Origin of the sequence: Pontibacter korlensis (assembly GCF_000973725.1) — a bacterium.
GTDB classification, from domain to species: Bacteria; Bacteroidota; Bacteroidia; order Cytophagales; family Hymenobacteraceae; genus Pontibacter; species Pontibacter korlensis.
The window spans coordinates 4,205,318-4,224,348 of the sequence record NZ_CP009621.1 but is presented as its reverse complement, the minus strand read 5'-3'; the positions used below and the strand labels follow the sequence as shown (position 1 = coordinate 4,224,348).

The 19,031-nt window shown below is 46.4% G+C and carries 16 protein-coding genes and 2 tRNA genes; 13 read left to right on the top strand and 5 right to left on the bottom strand.

The window, feature by feature from the left end; all coding sequences use genetic code 11:
- Positions 1 to 50: 50 nt before the first annotated feature.
- The 3 genes from PKOR_RS18230 (at position 51) to PKOR_RS18220 (ending at position 2,960) form a co-directional block, all read left to right on the top strand.
- A complete protein-coding gene (locus tag PKOR_RS18230; protein WP_046312546.1) occupies positions 51 to 1,040 on the top strand; it encodes an acyltransferase family protein in 990 nt (329 codons plus the stop codon).
- A gap of 80 nt (positions 1,041 to 1,120) precedes the next feature.
- Complete coding sequence (locus PKOR_RS18225) at positions 1,121 to 1,516, top strand: (deoxy)nucleoside triphosphate pyrophosphohydrolase (protein WP_046312545.1); 396 nt, start codon at positions 1,121 to 1,123, stop codon at positions 1,514 to 1,516.
- 40 nt (positions 1,517 to 1,556) lie between these two features.
- Positions 1,557 to 2,960 (top strand): methyltransferase RsmF C-terminal domain-like protein, encoded by a 1,404-nt coding sequence (locus PKOR_RS18220; RefSeq protein WP_046312544.1) that lies wholly within the window; start codon positions 1,557 to 1,559, stop codon positions 2,958 to 2,960.
- Positions 2,961 to 3,025: 65 nt separating this feature from the next.
- Here the strand turns inward: PKOR_RS18220 and PKOR_RS18215 are convergent, their stop codons facing one another.
- From PKOR_RS18215 to pdxH, 4 genes are all read right to left on the bottom strand, one after another.
- A complete protein-coding gene (locus PKOR_RS18215) occupies positions 3,026 to 4,210 on the bottom strand; it encodes a class I SAM-dependent rRNA methyltransferase (RefSeq protein WP_046312543.1) in 1,185 nt (394 codons plus the stop codon).
- A gap of 76 nt (positions 4,211 to 4,286) precedes the next feature.
- Complete coding sequence (locus tag PKOR_RS18210) at positions 4,287 to 4,868, bottom strand: Maf family nucleotide pyrophosphatase (RefSeq protein ID WP_046312541.1); 582 nt, start codon at positions 4,866 to 4,868, stop codon at positions 4,287 to 4,289.
- Positions 4,834 to 6,132, bottom strand: a complete 1,299-nt coding sequence (locus PKOR_RS18205; RefSeq protein ID WP_046312539.1) for a DUF1015 domain-containing protein — start codon at positions 6,130 to 6,132, stop codon at positions 4,834 to 4,836. Before PKOR_RS18205 ends, PKOR_RS18210 begins: the two co-directional genes overlap by 35 nt.
- A 50-nt stretch (positions 6,133 to 6,182) precedes the next feature.
- The gene (gene pdxH / locus PKOR_RS18200) at positions 6,183 to 6,833 is read right to left on the bottom strand and encodes a pyridoxamine 5'-phosphate oxidase (RefSeq protein ID WP_046312537.1); all 651 of its coding nucleotides are present in this window, start codon (positions 6,831 to 6,833) and stop codon (positions 6,183 to 6,185) included.
- Positions 6,834 to 7,095: 262 nt separating this feature from the next.
- On the opposite strand from pdxH, the gene PKOR_RS18195 reads away from it, so the two are divergent.
- The 5 genes from PKOR_RS18195 to PKOR_RS18175 all read left to right on the top strand — a co-directional run bounded on the left by PKOR_RS18195 (position 7,096) and on the right by PKOR_RS18175 (position 11,472).
- A complete protein-coding gene (locus tag PKOR_RS18195) occupies positions 7,096 to 7,665 on the top strand; it encodes a YqgE/AlgH family protein (protein WP_046312536.1) in 570 nt (189 codons plus the stop codon).
- A 31-nt stretch (positions 7,666 to 7,696) separates the two neighbouring features.
- Positions 7,697 to 9,808, top strand: coding sequence for a DUF349 domain-containing protein (locus PKOR_RS18190; RefSeq protein WP_046312535.1), 2,112 nt, complete (start codon positions 7,697 to 7,699; stop codon positions 9,806 to 9,808).
- Between the two features lie 132 nt (positions 9,809 to 9,940).
- Positions 9,941 to 10,013 (top strand) — tRNA-Thr (locus PKOR_RS18185).
- Between the two features lie 57 nt (positions 10,014 to 10,070).
- A tRNA-Thr gene (locus PKOR_RS18180) sits at positions 10,071 to 10,143 on the top strand.
- Between the two features lie 162 nt (positions 10,144 to 10,305).
- Positions 10,306 to 11,472 (top strand): GNAT family N-acetyltransferase, encoded by a 1,167-nt coding sequence (locus PKOR_RS18175; protein WP_046314634.1) that lies wholly within the window; start codon positions 10,306 to 10,308, stop codon positions 11,470 to 11,472.
- Here the strand turns inward: PKOR_RS18175 and PKOR_RS18170 are convergent.
- Positions 11,462 to 12,505, bottom strand: coding sequence for a hypothetical protein (locus PKOR_RS18170; protein WP_046312534.1), 1,044 nt, complete (start codon positions 12,503 to 12,505; stop codon positions 11,462 to 11,464). The two genes, PKOR_RS18175 and PKOR_RS18170, sit on opposite strands and share 11 nt — an antisense overlap.
- Positions 12,506 to 12,625: 120 nt before the next feature.
- On the opposite strand from PKOR_RS18170, the gene PKOR_RS18165 reads away from it, so the two are divergent.
- The 5 genes from PKOR_RS18165 to PKOR_RS18150 all read left to right on the top strand — a co-directional run bounded on the left by PKOR_RS18165 (position 12,626) and on the right by PKOR_RS18150 (position 18,717).
- The gene (locus PKOR_RS18165) at positions 12,626 to 13,648 is read left to right on the top strand and encodes a metal-dependent hydrolase (protein WP_046312533.1); all 1,023 of its coding nucleotides are present in this window, start codon (positions 12,626 to 12,628) and stop codon (positions 13,646 to 13,648) included.
- A gap of 94 nt (positions 13,649 to 13,742) precedes the next feature.
- Entirely contained in the window at positions 13,743 to 14,513 is a 771-nt protein-coding gene (locus PKOR_RS18160; RefSeq protein ID WP_046312532.1) for an SDR family oxidoreductase, read from the top strand.
- 132 nt (positions 14,514 to 14,645) lie between these two features.
- A complete protein-coding gene (locus PKOR_RS24840; RefSeq protein WP_148561741.1) occupies positions 14,646 to 14,888 on the top strand; it encodes a hypothetical protein in 243 nt (80 codons plus the stop codon).
- 78 nt (positions 14,889 to 14,966) lie between these two features.
- The gene (gene gyrA / locus PKOR_RS18155; protein ID WP_046312531.1) at positions 14,967 to 17,516 is read left to right on the top strand and encodes a DNA gyrase subunit A; all 2,550 of its coding nucleotides are present in this window, start codon (positions 14,967 to 14,969) and stop codon (positions 17,514 to 17,516) included.
- Between the two features lie 70 nt (positions 17,517 to 17,586).
- Positions 17,587 to 18,717, top strand: coding sequence for a tetratricopeptide repeat protein (locus PKOR_RS18150; RefSeq protein WP_046312530.1), 1,131 nt, complete (start codon positions 17,587 to 17,589; stop codon positions 18,715 to 18,717).
- Positions 18,718 to 19,031: the final 314 nt, after the last annotated feature.

The following is a 19,031-nucleotide window of genomic DNA, read 5'->3' as shown; positions in this document are numbered from 1 at the left end:
GGTCATTAACAAAGTTTTACACGCTAAGTTGCCGCACAAATAAGTACAAAATGAAACAGCACTTGCAGCAGATTGATGTTATAAAAGGTGTAGCTATTGTGGCTGTACTGCTGCTGCATTCGCTTAGTCGGAAGGAGCTGGAGCAGAGCTATGCTATTTACCATATATGGCAGGCTGTACCGTTGTTTATGGTTGTGATGGGGCTAAACCTGGGCCTGTCGCTAAGAGGTAAGACTCAGCGGCTGCAGCAACTGTATACACGCAAGTACTTCACAAAAAAGGCTGCACGTATTTTTGTGCCTTTCGTGATGGTGTTTTTGCTTTCTATAGTAGCTGGGCTAATATGGGAATGGCTGCAGGAGGAAAGTGTACTGGAGTTTAATTTTTATACCTGGGTCGGTGTTTTTCCAGTAACTGGCCGAGGCAATTACTTTATCACGCTGCTGCTACAGTCAATTCTACTTTTACCAGTGATTGGCTACACTTTTAGCCGATGGCCGGGACTTACTACTGTTGGCTTGGTAGTGCTGGAAGTTCTGTTTCAGCTGTGGGCCGCTCAGTTTTCATACTTTGAAGAAAACAACTACCTCTACGATGCTGCCTTTCCACGATATTTCACTGCAGTTGCCTTTGGTTTATGGTTATCAACCCTAGTGTGGGCTCCTTTTCGGTGGAGGTATTTTGCTGTTTTAGCAACCCTTGCTGTGGTGGCAGCCTTTTGTATGTATTTTCTTGTTTATCAGGGGCTGGAGCTAAAAAGCCTACTGAGGCCAGAGTGGCAGTCGCAACAGTTGCTTACCTTCGGCTATGCTGCTTTTATCGTATGGTTAACTATCAAATTACTTCCTTCCTTTTCCAACTTTATTCCGTTACGCCTGCTCGCTGAGTTGGGAAAAGCCTCTTACCACATTTTTCTAATACAGGTGGTATACTTTGGTCTAGCCGATCAGGACCTGCCACTGTTGCTTAACCTGAGCGTACCAATAGTATTAGGATACTTGTTTTTCAAGTATGAGCCTACGTTGTTGTTCGGTTCATAACTCTCTGTCGTTGCAGAACTTCGCTGCTTAAAGTTTTATTTCTAATAAAGTATTCTTTATTTGCAGGTATACCGCTTAGGATGATAAAGGTAGTATGTGCCATCGTAGAGCAGTATGATCGGGTACTGTTAACGCAGCGCAGTGAGCAGATGCGGGAGGGCTTGCTGTGGGAATTTCCGGGAGGTAAGGTGGAGCCACATGAAACCGAGAAGAACAGCCTGGTACGGGAAATCAAAGAAGAACTGGCCATTGAGGTACAACCTTACAAACGCCTCCAACCCATAATCCATCCTTACCCAAATTACACCATAGAGCTTATCCCATACCTCTGCAAGTTTAATGGCGGAGTGGTGCAGCTGTTGGAGCATAAAACCTACCACTGGGTGCTGCCAGAGGACTTGCCCAATTACTCCTGGTGTCCGGCTGATGTGCCGATAGTGGAAGAGTACTTGCAGGTATGCCGCAGCAGGCAATAGCCGAACTTTCAGAACCTGCAATTTAGCCGTACCTTTGTGTATGCAATTTCCTGTTTCTTTTACCGATCGTATGCAGCGCCTGTTAGGGCCGCAGGAGTACCCACAGTTCTTAGAGGCGCTGCAGGCAACCCCGCCGGTGAGCGTGCGCATAAATAAAGCTAAGGCTATGGCTGTAGCAACTCTACAACCTGTTCCCTGGGCAGAGACGGGGCATTACTTGCCAGAGCGACCTCTGTTTACATTGGACCCAGCCATTCATGCTGGTGCTTACTATGTGCAGGAGGCAAGCTCTATGTTTATTGAGCAGGCCCTTAAGCAGGCAGTACACTTAGAAGAGCCACTACAGGTGCTGGATCTTTGTGGAGCTCCCGGAGGCAAGTCAACACACCTGGCAAGCCTTATTTCTGAAGATAGCTTGCTAGTCTCCAATGAAGTTATCCGAAGCCGTGCTTCTATACTAGCAGAAAACGTTGCCAAGTGGGGCAGCGGAAATGTGCTTGTCACCTGTAACGACCCTCGCGACTTTGGCAGATTAAAGAACTTCTTCGATGTGATGGTAGTGGATGCCCCTTGTAGCGGAGAAGGCATGTTCCGTAAAGACCCACAGGCTGTAGGAGAGTGGTCGGAGGAGAATGTGAAACTTTGTGCCCAGCGTCAGCAGCGTATTCTGATGGATGTCTGGGACTCCTTGAAACCTGGTGGCTTGCTAATTTACAGCACCTGTACCTGGAATGAGCAGGAGAATGAAGAGAATATTGCATGGCTGTCGGAACAGGAAGGTGCTGAAAGTATAAAGCTGCAACTTCAGCCAGAATGGGGTGTTGTGCCTACGCAGTTAAGTGGCGTGGAAGGATACAGGTTTTATCCGCACCGGGTGCAAGGAGAAGGCTTTTTTATGGCTGTAGTACGTAAAGCGGGTATCGATGAAAGCTTTACTAATCACAGCAAGAGTAAGAAGAAAAAGTATAAGCTTAGCGAGGCAGGGAAAAAGGAGAAATCTCTGGTACAGGATTGGTTTCTGCAACCCGAAAAGTATTCTTTTCTTCAGTATGGAGATGTGGTCTCGGCTTTGCCAGAGCATCTATTCGAAGCAGCTGATGAAGTGTACCAGAACCTGTATGTTGTTTACGCTGGCACAGAAGTAGCTGAAGTGAAAGGTAAAAAGCTTAAACCACTGCAGGGCTTAGCTCTCTCCCAGCATATAAACAAAGAAGCTTTTTCTACAGCAGACTTAGATCTGGAGCAGGCGCTGCGTTATCTGCGCAAAGAAGATATCAGCCTTGGAACAAATGGTAATGATTGGGTACTGCTCCAGTATAAGGGACTTCCTTTGGGTTGGGCAAAGCAAATCGGCAACCGGATGAACAACTACTATCCCAAAGAATGGCGCATACGCATGGAGCTGCCTCAAGAACTCTTAGAAACTACTATTGTAAGTGAATAAACAGAAAAGCCGGAGCTTAATTTTTGCTCCGGCTTTTCTGTTGATCAGGAATTGTCCTACAGCTGTTATTCAACAAACAGCACCAATCCTTTCAAGTATTCCCCTTCTGGATGGAAAATAGAGATAGGATGATCAGCTGGCTGAGAGAGGTGGTGCATAATTTTAATGTTGCGCCCAGCTTCTATAGCAGCAGCCATTACCGTGTTGTTGAAGAGGTATTTATCTACCACCTGTGAGCAGGAGAAAGTAAACAGGATGCCTCCTGGTTTGATTTTTTTCATGGCCTCAGCGTTCAATCGCTTGTAGCCCATTAAAGCATTATGGCGCACGTTTTGGCTTTTTGCAAAAGCAGGAGGGTCCAGTACGATCACATCATACCTGTCTTCTTTGCCCTTCAGGAATTCAAAGGTATCTACAGCGAAAGCCTCATGCTTTTCAGGAGCCTGGCTTAGGTCACCATTCTTTACCGTTAACTCAATTGCCTTCTTGGACACATCTACCGAATGAACCTCTTTGGCACCAGCATTAAGTGCATAAACAGAGAAGCCACCGGTGTAGCAGAAAGTATTCAGCACCGATTTATCTTTCACATAACGTGCAAGCAAGTCTCGGTTTTCACGCTGGTCTATAAAGAAACCTGTTTTCTGGCCTGTTTCCCAGTCAATATAAAACTCGTTACCATACTCATTCACAACCACTGCTCCTTCAGACTGGCCATAGAGGTAGCCGTTCTGTGCCTGTACTGGTGCTTTTGGTGGCAGCGACTCTGCACTTTTATCATATACAGCGCGCAACCTGTCGCCATAGATTTCCTTCAGCGCCTGCGCCACATACTCCCGCACGTTATACATACCTACTGTGTGTGTCTGCACAACGGCTGTATCCTTATAAAAGTCTACAATAAGACCTGGTACGCCATCGCCTTCAGCATATACTAATCTGTAAACATTAGTGGTAGGATTGTCTACCAGGCCAAGCCGCTGGCGGTAATCGTATGCCTGCTGTACTTTGCTTTTCCAAAAAGTATAGTCTGGTTCTCTTTGCTCGAATGAGAAAATACGCACAGCAATAGAGCCCGGAGCATAATGCCCCATGCCTAAGAATTCGCGTTTGCTGGAGTAAACCTCTACTACATCACCCTCTGCTGGTTCTCCGTCAGCTTTTTTAATAGCACCAGAAAATACCCATGGGTGCTGGCGCTTTAGCGAGTGTTCTTTGCCTGGGGCTAAGTATAATTTAATAAACGACATCTATCTATAAGTATGCTAATAAGTAAAGTTGTAGTATAGCAAAGCGCGCAAGTTAGCTAATTTGTTCCGTTTTACTTTAAGCGTGTAGTATCTCTAGGTCTACCAGCTTTGTATAGAGTTTCTGTACAGGCAATCCCATCACGTTAAAGTATGAGCCCTCAATACGCTCTATGCCAATCATGCCAATCCACTCCTGTATACCATAAGCACCGGCCTTATCGAAAGGTTTGTAGTGTGTTATGTAGTAATCTATCTCGGAAGCAGAAAGCTTCTTAAAGTATACTTTGGTGCTATCGTGAAATACGGCTTTGCCTTTGCTTGTAAGTATACATACCCCTGTAATCACTTCATGTGAAGTGCCGGAAAGCGCCTCCAGCATTTCTTTCGCCTCATCGTAATTAGCTGGCTTGTTCATGACCCGCTCTCCAAGGCAAACAATGGTATCAGCAGTAATGAGTGCTTCGTTGGTGATGTCAGCAGTATAGGCACCGGCTTTATGCGAAGCGAGGAATTCCGCTACTTCTTCTCGTTTTAGGTGCTCGGGGAAATCTTCGTGCACTTCTTTTACCATTACCTCATATTTTAAGCCAAGGCTGGCAAGCAGCTCTTTACGGCGTGGAGAGTTAGAAGCAAGCAGAAGTGGCCGTTGTAAATTCATCTTCTTTAATTGAGCTAAATAAAAATCCGCAGATAACTTTTGGGTAAAAGAAAGTTGACTTTTGAGGCATGACGGCTCCACTATTACACACACGTTTTACCTGGTCCATCGAAACTTCATTTGTGATAAGGGCAAGCTGTGCTTCGCCTTTATCTACTTTCTGGATGCAGGCTGTGAAATTGCGCTCATAGCTGAGGCCTTTGTAATCGCGTTGCTGCTGGCGGTAAATCCCGAGAATCTTTTCAAAAATGAAGTAGTGCATAACAGTCAGGTCGAGCTGTTTTACCTCATCCGGAAAATTCCAGTCTATACTTGCGTGCACCTCCGGCTTTAAGCGTAGCTTATAGGCATTACCGTTCAAGTATAAGCCAAAAGCCCATAGCTTGCCTACTATAACCTCGTTCAGCTCGAAAGGATCTTCTTTAGGGATGATGGTAAAATACTCCTGAAGTCGCTCCATAAACTCCTCTTCTGACATAGGCAAGTGCTGTAGCAGGCGGTGTGTAGGCAGAATGCGCAGGTCGTCGTGCTCCGCATTTGTCAGGTACATCAGGTGGTAATTGTATGGCTCGTATCCGGTATGGTTCGGGTTTAAAGCTGTCATTTTGCGCCGGTAGGCTAAGGAGCCTTCATAGCGATGATGCCCGTCTGCTAACAGTATCTGCTTGTCAGAGAGCGTGTCCAGAAACAGGCGTATGATTTCGTGGTCATGGATGACGGCCAGCACATCGCGTACTCCTTGATAATCTTCTGTCTCATAAATGGGAGTGCGTATACTTTCATCCATGTAAGGCTCCAGGATGAATCCTGCGTCTGAATAGAGGCCGTGCGTAGGGCTGGTGTTTAGCTCAGTCTCCTCAAGTAGCTCAATACGGTCGTTTACTGCACTCGGTATAGTATTCTCATGTCGCAGCAATACCTTCTCATGCCAATCATAAGCTTTGATGTTGCAGATAAACCCTTTGCGTACATACTCTTTTTCATTGCCTGGTAAGCGAAAGTACTGGTAGTAGACATAGAGGCCTGGCAGGCCGTCCTGTAACAGCACTCCATTTTCTTTCCATACTTGTAAAAGGCGGGCTGCATCTTTCGCTGGTGCCTCGCCACGTGGTACAGATAAGTGAATGCTGTTGGTGGGGTTGCGGTAGAGTGCTTCCCGTTGCTTCTGCGACACCACATCAAAAAGTGGTGAGGTTAATTGATCTATACTCTCGTTTAAACTGTCATTATAGCGCCAGGCGCGTAGGGGTAATATCTCAGCCATGTGTTCTTGTTACAAAGTATAAACTTCACCAAAGCGTAAGCGCTGCGGTATCAGGGGGCCAGGCGTTTTATTTTCCAATCATTAGTCTCCAACTCAAAGGCAATGCGGTCGTGCAGGCGACTTGGGCGACCCTGCCAAAACTCGATATAATGGGGCACTAAAACATAGCCACCCCAATGCTGTGGACGTGGCACCTGGTCCACATGAGAAAACTGTTCTGTATACTGCTTTTCGCGCTGCTCCAGTACTTCGCGCTTATCAATTACCTGGCTCTGTGGTGAGGCCCAGGCACCTATCTGGCTTCCTTTTGGGCGGCTATGAAAATAAACATCTGAGTCCTCTGGGCTTGCTTTTTCAACCTTACCTTCTACACGTACCTGCCGCTCCAGGGCTGGCCAGAAAAAGGTGAGCGAGGCATAGGGGTTCTCTGCAAGCTCTTGCCCTTTGCGGCTCTGGTAGTTCGTATAAAACTTGAAACCCTGCTCATTAAACCCCTTTAGTAACACTACGCGGGCAGATGGTTTGCCAGCAGCGCTAACTGTAGACAAAACCAAAGCTGTCGGTTCATCTACCTCTGATTGTATGGCCTCCTCCAGCCACGCCTTAAATTGCTGCACAGGATCTTTTGCTACAGAGTCTTCAGTGAGCGCCTGTTTTGTATAGTTTGTCCGTATATCGGCAATGTTATGCGTTAGTGCCATGGTTTTGGTCTTTTGTTCAAAATTATAAAAATATCTGCTGCCTCTAAACAATTCTGCTTGGATGCTCTATGGCAATAGCTTCAAGAGTGTTCACTTTATTTATGTATAGCAATCAAAACAAGCGGTTCAGTGTGCCGTAGTGTTACTATATCCTTTGGTTTTCGTAAATAAAAAGGATAAATACCGTATTGATACGTTTGTTTTAAACGACATCACCCTGTGCTAATACCGGCACCTGAATTGTAAACGTGAAGAAAGACTAATGGCTGAAAGCAAGGTAATAAAACCGCAGAGCGGGAGCATACTTATATCTGAACCATATCTGGGCGATCCAAATTTCGAGCGCAGCGTGATACTCCTGTGCAGCCATCAAGAGGAAGAAGGCTCCTTCGGATTGGTTCTGAACAGAGCATCCAACCTGCACTTGTCTGATGTGCTGGATGTTTTTGATGATGATTTTGATATGGTTCTTGGCATTGGTGGGCCTGTACAGTATAACACCTTGCATTACATACACCGATTGCCGGACTTACCACAAGCTGTAAAGCTGTCTGAAGACCTATACTGGGGAGGTGATTTTGAGGCACTGCGCACCATGATTGATACAGGATTGGTGAACCCTGATGAAATTAAATTTTTCCTGGGATATTCTGGCTGGACACCTGGGCAGTTACAGGAGGAAATTGATAAAAATGTTTGGATAGTTAATAACAATGCTGCGAATAAATTATTTACTTTGGATACTGAAACCCTTTGGCGGAGCATTCTCCGCGAGATGGGTGGAAAGTTCAAGGTGCTAAGCAATTACCCTGATGACCCACGCCTGAACTGAAACGCTTAACGTTGTACTTAACAGAGTAGATATGACAACTGATAAAGAGCATATGGACACCACCGGAGCTGAGGCTAACAAACCAGAGAACCAGGCTGCTGCCGACGAGCAAAACACAGCCATGCCAAATGAAAATGCTGCAGCACAACCTGCACCTGCCGGAAGCACCGGCGCAGGAGTGCCAAAAGAAGAGCAGCCCGAAATAAATCCCTCTATTTCCTCAGAAGAGGAAAGCAATGTAGCAAACAATAGCACTGATGTGATGGCTGATGCTATTATTGAAGCAAATGAGGGTACAGCTGAGCCAAGAGGCACAGCACAGGCAGGTTCTGATGAGGCAAATACTACAGTTCCAGCTGCTACCGCTCAAGAAACAGGTAGCTCCGTTGCTCCAGGCCATCATGACTACGATGAGGATGACGAGGAAGACCATACTGACTACAGCCAGCTTTCGCTAGAGGAGCTGCGCCAGCAGTTGAATACAGTGTTAAGAGGTCCGGATGCGATGCGTAAGCACCGTGCGGTAAATGAGCTTTTCCGCCATTATGATGCTAAGTTTCAGGTACAGCGCAACGAAGCATTTGAGAAGTACAAAGAGGAGGGAGGCACTGAAGAAGGGTTTGATTACCATGCTTCTGAAGAGCATCAAAATCTGGAAAAACTGCTGACAGCATACCGTGATTCAAGATATCAGCAGCGCCAAAGCCAGGAAGAACAACGACAGCGCAATCTGGAGCGCAAGCAGGAGCTGCTGAACCAGCTTCGCCAGCTCGTAGAATCTGCTGAGACCAAGAACAGCGGAGAGGAATTGAAAAAGCTTCAGGCGGAATGGAAGGCTATAGGACCAGTGCCGGCCGGAGAAGCTCAGGAGCTGTGGGATTCCTACCATGCGCTGCTCGATATCTTCTACAACAACCGCAGCATGTTCTTCGAGATGAAGGAGCTTGACCGCAGGCGCAACCTGGAGGCAAAGCACCAGCTCATAGAACGTGCACAAGCGCTTCAGAACGAACCAAGTATAAATAAAGCCTTGCAGGAGTTACGCCACCTGCACGAAGAGTGGAAGAATCTTGGGCCTGTACCCAACGATCAGCGTGATGCCATCTGGGAGCAATTCACACAGGCATCTGAGAAGGTGCATGAGCGCCGCCGTGCCTACCATGAAGAGCGCTCTACCCGGGAACTGCAAAACCTAACCGTTAAGCGTGGGCTGTTAGAGCGTTTGCAGGAATTTGCATCCTTCAATACTGACCGCATAAACGAGTGGCGCGATAAAACAGATGAAATTCAGAAGCTGAAGGAGGAGTGGGACAAAGCAGGTCTGGTACCTAAAGAGTATGCTGAGGAAGTTAATAAAACCTTCTGGAGCAACTATAAAGCTTTCTTCCAACGCAAGAATCAATTCTTTAAGGCGCTCGATGAGCAAAAAATGCATAACCTGCAGCTCAAGACACAGCTTTGCGAAGAAGCTGAAAGCCTGAAGGACAGTAACGATTGGGCAAGCACGAAAGAGAAGCTTATCCAGCTGCAGAAAAAATGGAAAACCATTGGCCGTGTTCCTGACAAATACTCAGACAAAATCTGGCAACGTTTCCGCTCTGCCTGTAACGAATTCTTCGACAGAAAGCAGGCAAATGAACAGCACCGTTCTGCTGAGCTAGAAAAACTCTCAGCTGAGAAGATGGAAATCTGCGATAAAATAGCCGACAAGCTATCGCAGCCAAATGCTACTGGCTCAGTTGAGGAATTCAACAGCTTAGTGCAGCAGTGGCGTGATACGGATCAAGGTAACCGCCGCACAAGCCCTAAAGCTGAGGATAAGTTCATTTCCCTGATGGAGAAGTACCTGGAGCGAGTGCCAGCACTAAGCCTGGAGGAGCGTTCGGAGCTTCTGGTAAAACTGCAGGTTGAGCGAATAAAGCATAGCCCGGATGCCAGCCAGAAGCTTCATCAGCGCGAAAACACATTGCGCCGCGAAATTGCACAGCTGCAAAACGATATTCAGACACTGCGCACCAATATCGAATTCTTTGCGCGCTCTAAAAATGCCGACAAGCTACGCGAAGAGTATGAAGGGCGTATTGCGGATGCTCAAAAACGCATCTCTCAGCTGCAACACCAACTCGATGCTTTTAGAGGATAAAATTTTTCCTCCTGACTTTCAATTTTTTAGAGAGAGCCAGGCGAAAATTTTGAAACAGGTGTTTGCATTATAAAATCTTACACATACCTTTGCAACGCTTTAACACAATAAAGCAGCACAAAAAAAGGTTAAGCCTCCTTAGCTCAGCTGGTAGAGCAACTGACTTGTAATCAGTAGGTCGCTGGTTCGATCCCGGCAGGGGGCTCAACTCCAAAAGCAAATGTTTGTACTGCATCTGCTTCCCTGGTAACATAAAGTACAAGCCTCCTTAGCTCAGCTGGTAGAGCAACTGACTTGTAATCAGTAGGTCGCTGGTTCGATCCCGGCAGGGGGCTCATAAGTGAGAAAGCCTTCAGATTTTTCTGAAGGCTTTTTTTTGTTTTTGCACTTTCCATCCGCTTCGCACTTTGCAGCCCCCCATTTAAGGCGCATGCTGCTTAAAACTTCCTTTTCTAGCGGATTATAGTTTATTTAGCATTTCCTATTTAATGCATACTATGAAACTGATAGAGGTAAACACACCCGAGCTTGCCCAGCAATTCCTGATGCTGCAGGTGCGGATGTATAAAAAAGACCCAAACTATATTCGGCCGCTGGACAAAGACATTGATAATATTTTTGACCCGAAGAAGAACAAGCTGCTTCGCGATGGGGAGGCCATTCGCTGGATACTTCAGGATGATAAAGGAAACTCGATAGGTAGAGTAGCAGCCTTTGTAAACAAGCGCACAGCCAATGCAAATGAGCAGCCTACAGGTGGTATGGGCTTTTTCGATTGTATCAATGAGCAGGCTGCAGCGAACATGCTGCTGGATGCCTGCCGTGAATGGCTCAAAGAACGTGGCATGGAAGCTATGGACGGCCCGATCAATTTCGGAGAGCGAGACAAGTGGTGGGGCGTACTGATTGACGGCTTTTATCAGCCCACCTACTGTATGCCGTATAACTTCCCTTATTACCAGCAACTGCTGGAGAATTATGGCTTCCAGTTATTCTTCAAGCAGTATACTTACTACCGTACAGTACATGACGAGCTTTCTCCTGAATACCACGAGAAAGCACAGCGTATTTTTAGCGACTCCCGCTATACCTTCAGGCACCTGAATAAAAAGGAGCTTAAGCAATATACAGAATACTTCCGCGAAGTCTATAACAAAGGGTGGGCAAAACACGAGGGTGTAAAAGCAATGAGCGAAGCGCAGGCAGCAGCTATCATGAACCAGCTGAAGCCTATTTTAGATGAGCGCATCATGTGGTTTGCCTTCTATGAGGACAAGCCTGTAGGCTTTTTCATTGCCATACCGGAGCTTAACCAGCTGTTTAAGTATGCAAACGGTAAGCTTGATCTGTGGGGTAAGCTAAAGTTTTTATTTCACCGCTGGAGAGGTGCCTGCAAAACCATGTACGGCATCGTCTTTGGCATTACACCAGAGCACCAGGGCAAGGGCGTAGAGGCGGCTATGATTGTGGCTGCTGGCAAAAAGGTAATCAATAACCCAAGCATCCCTTACAAGGACCTGCAGATGAACTGGATCGGCGACTTTAACCCGAAAATGATGAAAGTTGTTGAGCAGATTGGTGGCCGGATTTACAAAACACACGCAACATACCGCTATTTGTTTGATAGAACAAAAGAGTTTAAGCGCTCTAAGATTATCCACTAAATATATCCTGGGCATCCAAGTCAGAGGTAAATTTTGGTGTGTTGTGTTCGTTCCAGTCCCAGCCATCAAAATGCAGCAGAGACCTCAATAACTTGCGGCGTTTGGTCAGCTTAGACATAACCTCTGTTTCAGGCCGCTGGAGGAGGATACCCGCTTCCTCCAGCTCACTTACATCATGCTCTGGCTCCTCAGTAGTTTCAGGACTAGGCGTGATAGCAATAAGTGAGCTAAGGAAGGTGGTAAGGGCATTCCGAACCGGTATTAGGGTTTGGCTACTGGGCCTGCTAGCAGCAGGAACATACAGCAGCAAGATTGTAAGGGCCTCGTCGAGCGCTGTTATGTTGGGTAGTAAAGCGACATTCTTCTCTGAGTGGTAAAAGTAATGTAACACAGGGTAGGCAAGATGCATCTGGCCCTGTTTCGCCAAAGGTTGAGCCAAACCATTCAAGTGTGATTCTAGGGCCTTAAAATCCCTTCCGTTCCAATTCTTCAGCAACATTTGCTGTGCACTGTCACCTATAGAAGCAATACGAACACTCAAGGAACGGCGCTCTGTAACAGCTGAAAGTATAGGCACCATGTAGGTGATGGCAATCGTAATCATGATTAATCCTGAAAAGGAGATGATGGCGGAGTAAATCAGCCACTCCTCTGTACCTCCTTTAAAGTCGCCGTTGCCCATAGTTGAGAGGTTGTACCCAACAAAATAAATCCGCTCTTTAAGTGTGGCAGGTACATTCGTAGTGCTGTTTACTACAGCTTCTGCCTGGCTCATGTAGATGAGCGTTTGCCCCGCCCAAAGTATAATTACCCAGGTAGCAAGCGTCGCCATGATGATCATAATGCCAGCACCGTTCAAGACTTTCCGGTTATCCATCATCCTGCTAGTTTTTGTATAGACTCTCCAGATCAGGTTAGAGACGGTACCGGTAATAATGCCGGCGCCTCTTGGAGCAAAGGTTGTATAAAGCAGGTCGTATACTCCGAGGCAAAGTAGAACTACGCCCAAGATCAGGTAGGTTGGTTCTTCCATTAAATTGAATGCAGCAGTTTTAGCTTTTGTAGCGCAGTTGCTAGTTTATACCTTTACGCATCAGGCTGGGTTGCAAGTGCTGATTGTACTGTAGCGCCTCAAGAATACTAGGATTACTACATGGATTCGTTAACACAGATAGTTTTAGGGGCCTCAGTTGGTGAGGCTGTAGCTGGAAAACGGCTTGGCAACAAAGCCCTGTTATGGGGTGCCATAGCAGGAACTATTCCTGATTTGGATGTGCTGCTGAACCCCTGGCTGGACACAGTGCAACAGTTGAGTTTTCACCGTTCTCTAACACACTCGTTTGTGTTTGCAGTAGTTGCCTCACCATTGCTGGGGTGGTTGCTATACCGGTTTTACAGAAACTCTGAGGCGACTTTCAGAGACTGGACGCTGCTTTTCTTTCTGGGTTTTGTAACGCATGCCTTGCTCGATAGCTGCACCACATGGGGTACGCAACTTTTCTGGCCGTTCTCAAGCTATGGCGTAGCCTTCTACAACGTCTTTGTCGTTGACCCATTCTATACCGTGCCATTTCTTGTATTGGTAGCAGCTGCGGCCTTCTACAACCGCCGCAGCCGCACCCGTGCCTTGCTCAACTACACTGGCCTGGCTGTAAGTTCTGCATATTTGCTGTGGGCATTTATTGCCAAAGGCATAGCCGATAATACCTTTGAGCAGAGTATGCAGCAGGAGGGTATAGAGTATGCTTCTTATATCAGCAAACCTACACCCATGAATACTATTTTCTGGTCTGTAACGGCTAAAGGTGAGGATGGCTTTTACAACGGCTTTTATTCGCTGCTGGATGATAATATGCAGGTAAATTATGGATATGAGCCACAAAACGCTGAGCTTTTAGAGCCTTACCGAGGACATCCAAAGCTGGAACGCCTGCTATACATCACCAAAGGATACTATTCCGTTGAAAAAGACCGTGCAGGTGCAATCCTGATAAATGACTTGCGCTTTGGAAAGTTTGATGGCTGGCAGAAGAGTGGGGGCGGATACGTCTTTGTGTATAAGATGTGGCAGAACGATCAGGGGGAGTTGCAGTTTGAGGAGGTAAATAATCGCCCTAAAGTAGATAAAGAATACCTGAAGGCATACCGGGACCGCATTCTGGGCCAAAAGCAGTAGGAGAACACACTTAAAGAACCAGATCAGTCGGAAATGCTATACTTGGAGTACCAGTATCCGTTTGATGAAAGACTAAACAAAAGATAACGAAACTATGACACAAAACAGATGGCAGCTGACCGGCAAAAAAGCGGTAGTTACCGGAGGTTCCAAAGGCATTGGAGAAGCAACGGTTAAAGAGTTTATAGATCTCGGCGCTGAAGTACTGGCAGTAGCACGTAAGCAAGAGGATTTACGGCGCTTGCAGGAGCAGTACCCGAAACAGCTAGATACTTTGTCGGCTGATGTTAGCAAAGAAGAAGGCAGAGCAGCTGTGGCAGATTGGGTGCAGCAGGAGTGGGGCGTGCTGGATATACTGGTGAATAATGCTGGAACCAATATACGCAAACCTACAGCTGAATACAGCTCTGAAGAATACATTTTCATCATGCAAACCAATCTTCAGTCTGCTTTTGACCTGAACCGTTTAATGTACCCGCTGCTGCAGAAATCGGAGCAGGGAAACATAGTGCACGTTACTTCTGTGGCCGGTTTGGTGCACGTACGTACCGGCAGTATCTATGGCATGACAAAGGCCGCTTTAAACCAGCTTACACGCAATCTGGCGGCTGAGTGGGCTAAAGATGGTATCAGGGTAAATGCAGTTGCACCTTGGTACATCAGCACGCCACTGGCAGAAGCTGTGCTGCAAAACGAGGAGTTTTACAACAACGTCATCGGCCGTACACCTATGCGACAGGTAGGAAAACCAGAGGATGTATCCGGTGCTATTGCCTTCTTATGTCTGCCTGCAGCAGCCTATATAACAGGTCAAACCATAGCAGTTGATGGTGGTTTTACTGTGAACGGATTTCACCCACTTTAACCTGTGTTTTAGCACCTGTCTAAGTAGTAATTATGTGGTAAAATACTGTTGAATGTAAGTAAAAATGCTTATTTTTGTATGATATGGATTTGGGAGCTGAGCAAGCTAGCAAGGCTCCCATAAACTGAACCCATGACACACAAAAGACCTCTATTTATTCTTGGCTTCGCGCTGCTCTCCGCTAGTATAGTTTCCTGTAAACCAGCTTGTCCTATTGGCCCTTGCCACGTGCGCATGGAGCACATCCATGGCGACACGGAGTATCGTGGCCAGCCTCTTTGGAAAAAACAGAATCCAAAGATGGGAGAGAAGCTGGATAAAGTGTCGCAGGAGAAAACCCACGAGGGGCACTCTAAAGCCAAAAATAAGGATTAAGCTATATAGGCGATAAAGCCTTTTTTGCCTAACTTGCCTTTTCTTACACACAATTAACATTATTTTAGACCTTTTAAAATGACAGAAGGCGAACGAATAATACCGATAAACATTGAAGACGAAATGCGCGGTGCGTATATCGACTATTCAATGTCTGTTATCATTTCCAGAGCCTTACCCGATGTTCGGGACGGATTAAAGCCAGTGCATCGTCGGGTGCTTTATGGTATGTCCGAGCTGGGGGTATCGTATAACAAGCCCTATAAAAAATCTGCCAGGATTGTAGGGGAGGTGCTCGGTAAGTACCACCCGCACGGTGACTCCTCAGTGTACGATACGATGGTGCGTATGGCTCAGGATTGGTCGCTGCGTTATCCGCTTGTAGACGGGCAGGGTAACTACGGTTCTATCGATGGTGACTCTCCGGCCGCTATGCGTTACACGGAGGCGCGCCTGAAGCGTATAGCAGACGAACTGCTGGCAGACCTGGACAAGAACACGGTAGATTTTGTACCTAACTTTGACGACTCGCTAAAAGAGCCGAGCGTAATGCCTGCCAAACTGCCTAACCTGCTGATTAACGGCACATCTGGTATTGCGGTAGGTATGGCAACCAACATGGCGCCACATAACCTTAGAGAGGTAGTGGACGGTATTGTTGCCTACATCGACAACAGAGAGATTACCATAGCCGAGCTGATGCAGTTTATCACTGCCCCAGACTTCCCGACAGGAGGTATCATACACGGTTACGATGGTGTAAAAACTGCATTTGAGACAGGACGTGGTCGTGTGCTGATGCGTGCCCGTGCCAACTTCGAAACTACTCCAAGTGGGAAAGAGCAGATCATCGTAACGGAGATTCCTTACATGGTGAACAAGGCTTCTTTGATTGAGAAGACAGCTGCGCTCGTTAATGAGAAGAAGATTGAGGGAATTTCTGACCTTCGAGACGAATCTGACCGCGATGGTTTGCGCATTGTGTACGATCTGAAGCGTGATGCTATACCAAACGTTGTACTGAACAACCTGTACAAGTATACGCAGCTACAGTCTTCATTCGGTGTAAACAACGTGGCCTTGGTTAAAGGTCGCCCGATGACACTGAACCTGAAGGACCTGATCAAGCACTTCGTAGATCACAGGCATGAGGTTGTTGTCCGCAGAACGCAGTATGAGCTGGACGAGGCTAAAAAACGTGCGCACATCCTGGAAGGCTTGCTTATTGCCCTGGATAACCTAGACGAGGTAATCAACCTGATACGTTCTTCGCGTGACCCTGAGATTGCGCGTAACGGTTTGATGGAGCGCTTTGCTCTGACAGAGATTCAGGCTCGTGCTATACTTGATATGCGTCTGCAGCGCCTTACTGGCCTGGAGCGTGACAAGATTCAGCAGGAGTACGATGAAATCAAGAAGCTGATCGATTACCTGACTTCTATCCTGAACGACGAAGCGCTGCGTATGAAGATCATCAAAGATGAGCTGATCGAGATTCGCGATCGTTATGGCGATGAGCGTCGTACCAGCATTGAAGCTAGCACAGGCGATATCTCTTATGAGGACATGATCCCAGAGGAGAACATGGTAATCACAATTTCCCATGAAGGCTATATCAAGCGTACTTCCCTGAATGAGTACCGTAGCCAGAGCCGTGGTGGCGTTGGCTCCAGAGGTGTAGCTGCATCTAAGGAAAGTGACTTTACCGAACACTTGTTTATCGCTAATACGCATCACCACATGCTGTTCTTTACAGAGTTTGGTCGTGTGTTCTGGCTGAAGGTTTACGAGATTCCGGAAGGAGGGAAGACGACAAAAGGACGTGCTATCCAGAACCTTATCCAGATCGAGCGTGATGATAAAGTGCGTGCCGTGTTAAATGTGCATGACCTTAAAAACCAGGATTACGTACTCAACCACAACCTGGTGTTTATTACAGAGCAAGGTACCATCAAAAAGACAGTGCTGGAGGCTTACTCTCGCCCAAGAACGAACGGTATCAATGCTATCTCGATTAACGACGGAGACCGCCTGCTTGATGTTCAACTGACCAACACCAGCAGCGAGATTGTAATTGCGCTGGAGTCGGGGAGAGCTATCCGCTTCAACGAAACACAGGTGCGCCCAATGGGACGTACAGCCGCTGGCGTGCGTGCCGTAACACTTGCCGGACCTGACGATAAAGTGGTTGGTATGGTTTGTGTAGAGAATGATAACACTGACCTGTTAGTGGTTTCTGAGAAAGGCTTTGGCAAGCGTTCGCCGCTTGAGGAGTACCGTATCACGAACCGCGGTGGTAAGGGTGTAAAAACCATGAACATTACCGATAAAACAGGTAAACTAGTAGCCATCAAAGGCGTAACGGATACTGATGACCTAATGATCATCAACCGTTCAGGTATCACCATCAGGCTGCGTGTTAGCGACCTGCGTGTGATTGGCCGTGCGACACAAGGCGTACGACTGATAAAGCTGAACGAAGGCGATCAGATTTCATCTGTGGCAAAAGTTGAAGTTGATAACGAGGAGCAAGTTGAGGAGGCTGTAATGGAACAGTCTGAACTTTCTCCGGAAGATTCACTGCAGCCAGACACCATGATTGATCCGGAAGCTGCCGACGAGGCTTAAGTCATTCAGAACGAATTATTTACAAATATAATACGTTAAGCAAACAACAACCTCAAACCATTATTTAAGTATGAAAAAAGTACTTTTGACAGCCTTAGTAGCCGGTACCATTTCGGTTGCAAGTGCTCAGAATTCGGCTGTGAACAGTGCAGTCTTAAACCATAAAAATGGTACGCTTGACAAAGCACTGGCTGACATTGAGAAGGCCACCGAGCATAAAAAGACAAAAGATAAAGCTAAAACTTGGTTCTACCGTGGCGTTATCTATCAAGACATGATCGGCAACCCGATTTATGGCAAATTGACTGATGAGAATACTCCACTGGTTATTCTTGAGTCTTTTGACAAAACTGTTGAGCTGGACGGTCAGAACGGTGAATTTGCTAAGCAAGTACCAGAGCGTAAGCAAATGCTTTATGGCCAGGTGCTGAACCAGGCAGTTGAGTTCCACAACAACCAGGATTGGCCTAAGGCCATTGAAAAGTATGAGCTAGCTCACAAGATCAGCCCTGAAGATACAACAGCTGTACTTTATGCAGCCTACGCATCTACAGCTGACAACAAGTATGACCAGGCAATCGGCTTCTACGATGAGCTCCTGAAAATGGGCCACAAAACAGAAGATGTATACAAGGCAAAAGTGCAGCTGCAGCAAGCTACTGAAGCAAGCGACGAAGCTGTAATGGAGACTTTGGCAAATGGCCTGAAAGAGCATCCGAACAGTGTATACCTGATGCAGGAAGAACTGAAGTACTACCTGAAGAACGACCGTGCTGATGAAGCAATGGCCAAACTGGATAAAGCAATTGCTGCTGATCCTAAAAATGGTAGCCTTTACGCTGTAAAAGGAAACTTGCTTGAGCGCAAGAAAGACATGGACGGTGCAAGAGAAGTTTACAAGAAAGCTATCGAGGCTGATCCAACTAACTTCGATGCTTACTACAACCTAGGTGTACTTGAGTACAACAGAGGTACAGAAGTAAACAACCGTGCAGCTAAAATGGACTATGCTACTTACCAGAAGAAAGGTAAAGCGCTAGAGGCTGAGGCCAAGAAGTATTATCAGGCATCTTTGCCATACTTCGAGAAAGCTCACGAGATTCGCCCAGATGATAAGGCAACAGTTCAAAACCTGGTAAACGTTTATACAAGACTAGGCCGTAAAGCAGATGCTGAGAAAATCTCTGCGAAGCTGAACTAATAGCATAGCTACAAGAAACATTGAAAAAGGAGAAGCGATAAGTTTCTCCTTTTTTATTTTACAAAAAACAGGAGAGAAAAAGTTACTGGCAGTTCATTGTTAGCAATAAGCTAGTTGTAGGTTTTGTGAAGGAAGTGTAAGTAGCTTTACGGATAGGTTCATTACGTGCTTTTATACTATCTATTTAACATAATATAAATTATAAGACTTATAATGTACGATGAATAATCATCTATTTTAAGTGTCACTTATAATGTACTTTATGTTAAATAGAGAAAAGTGTTTTCCAGCACGCCAAAAGTGCACGGAAATTT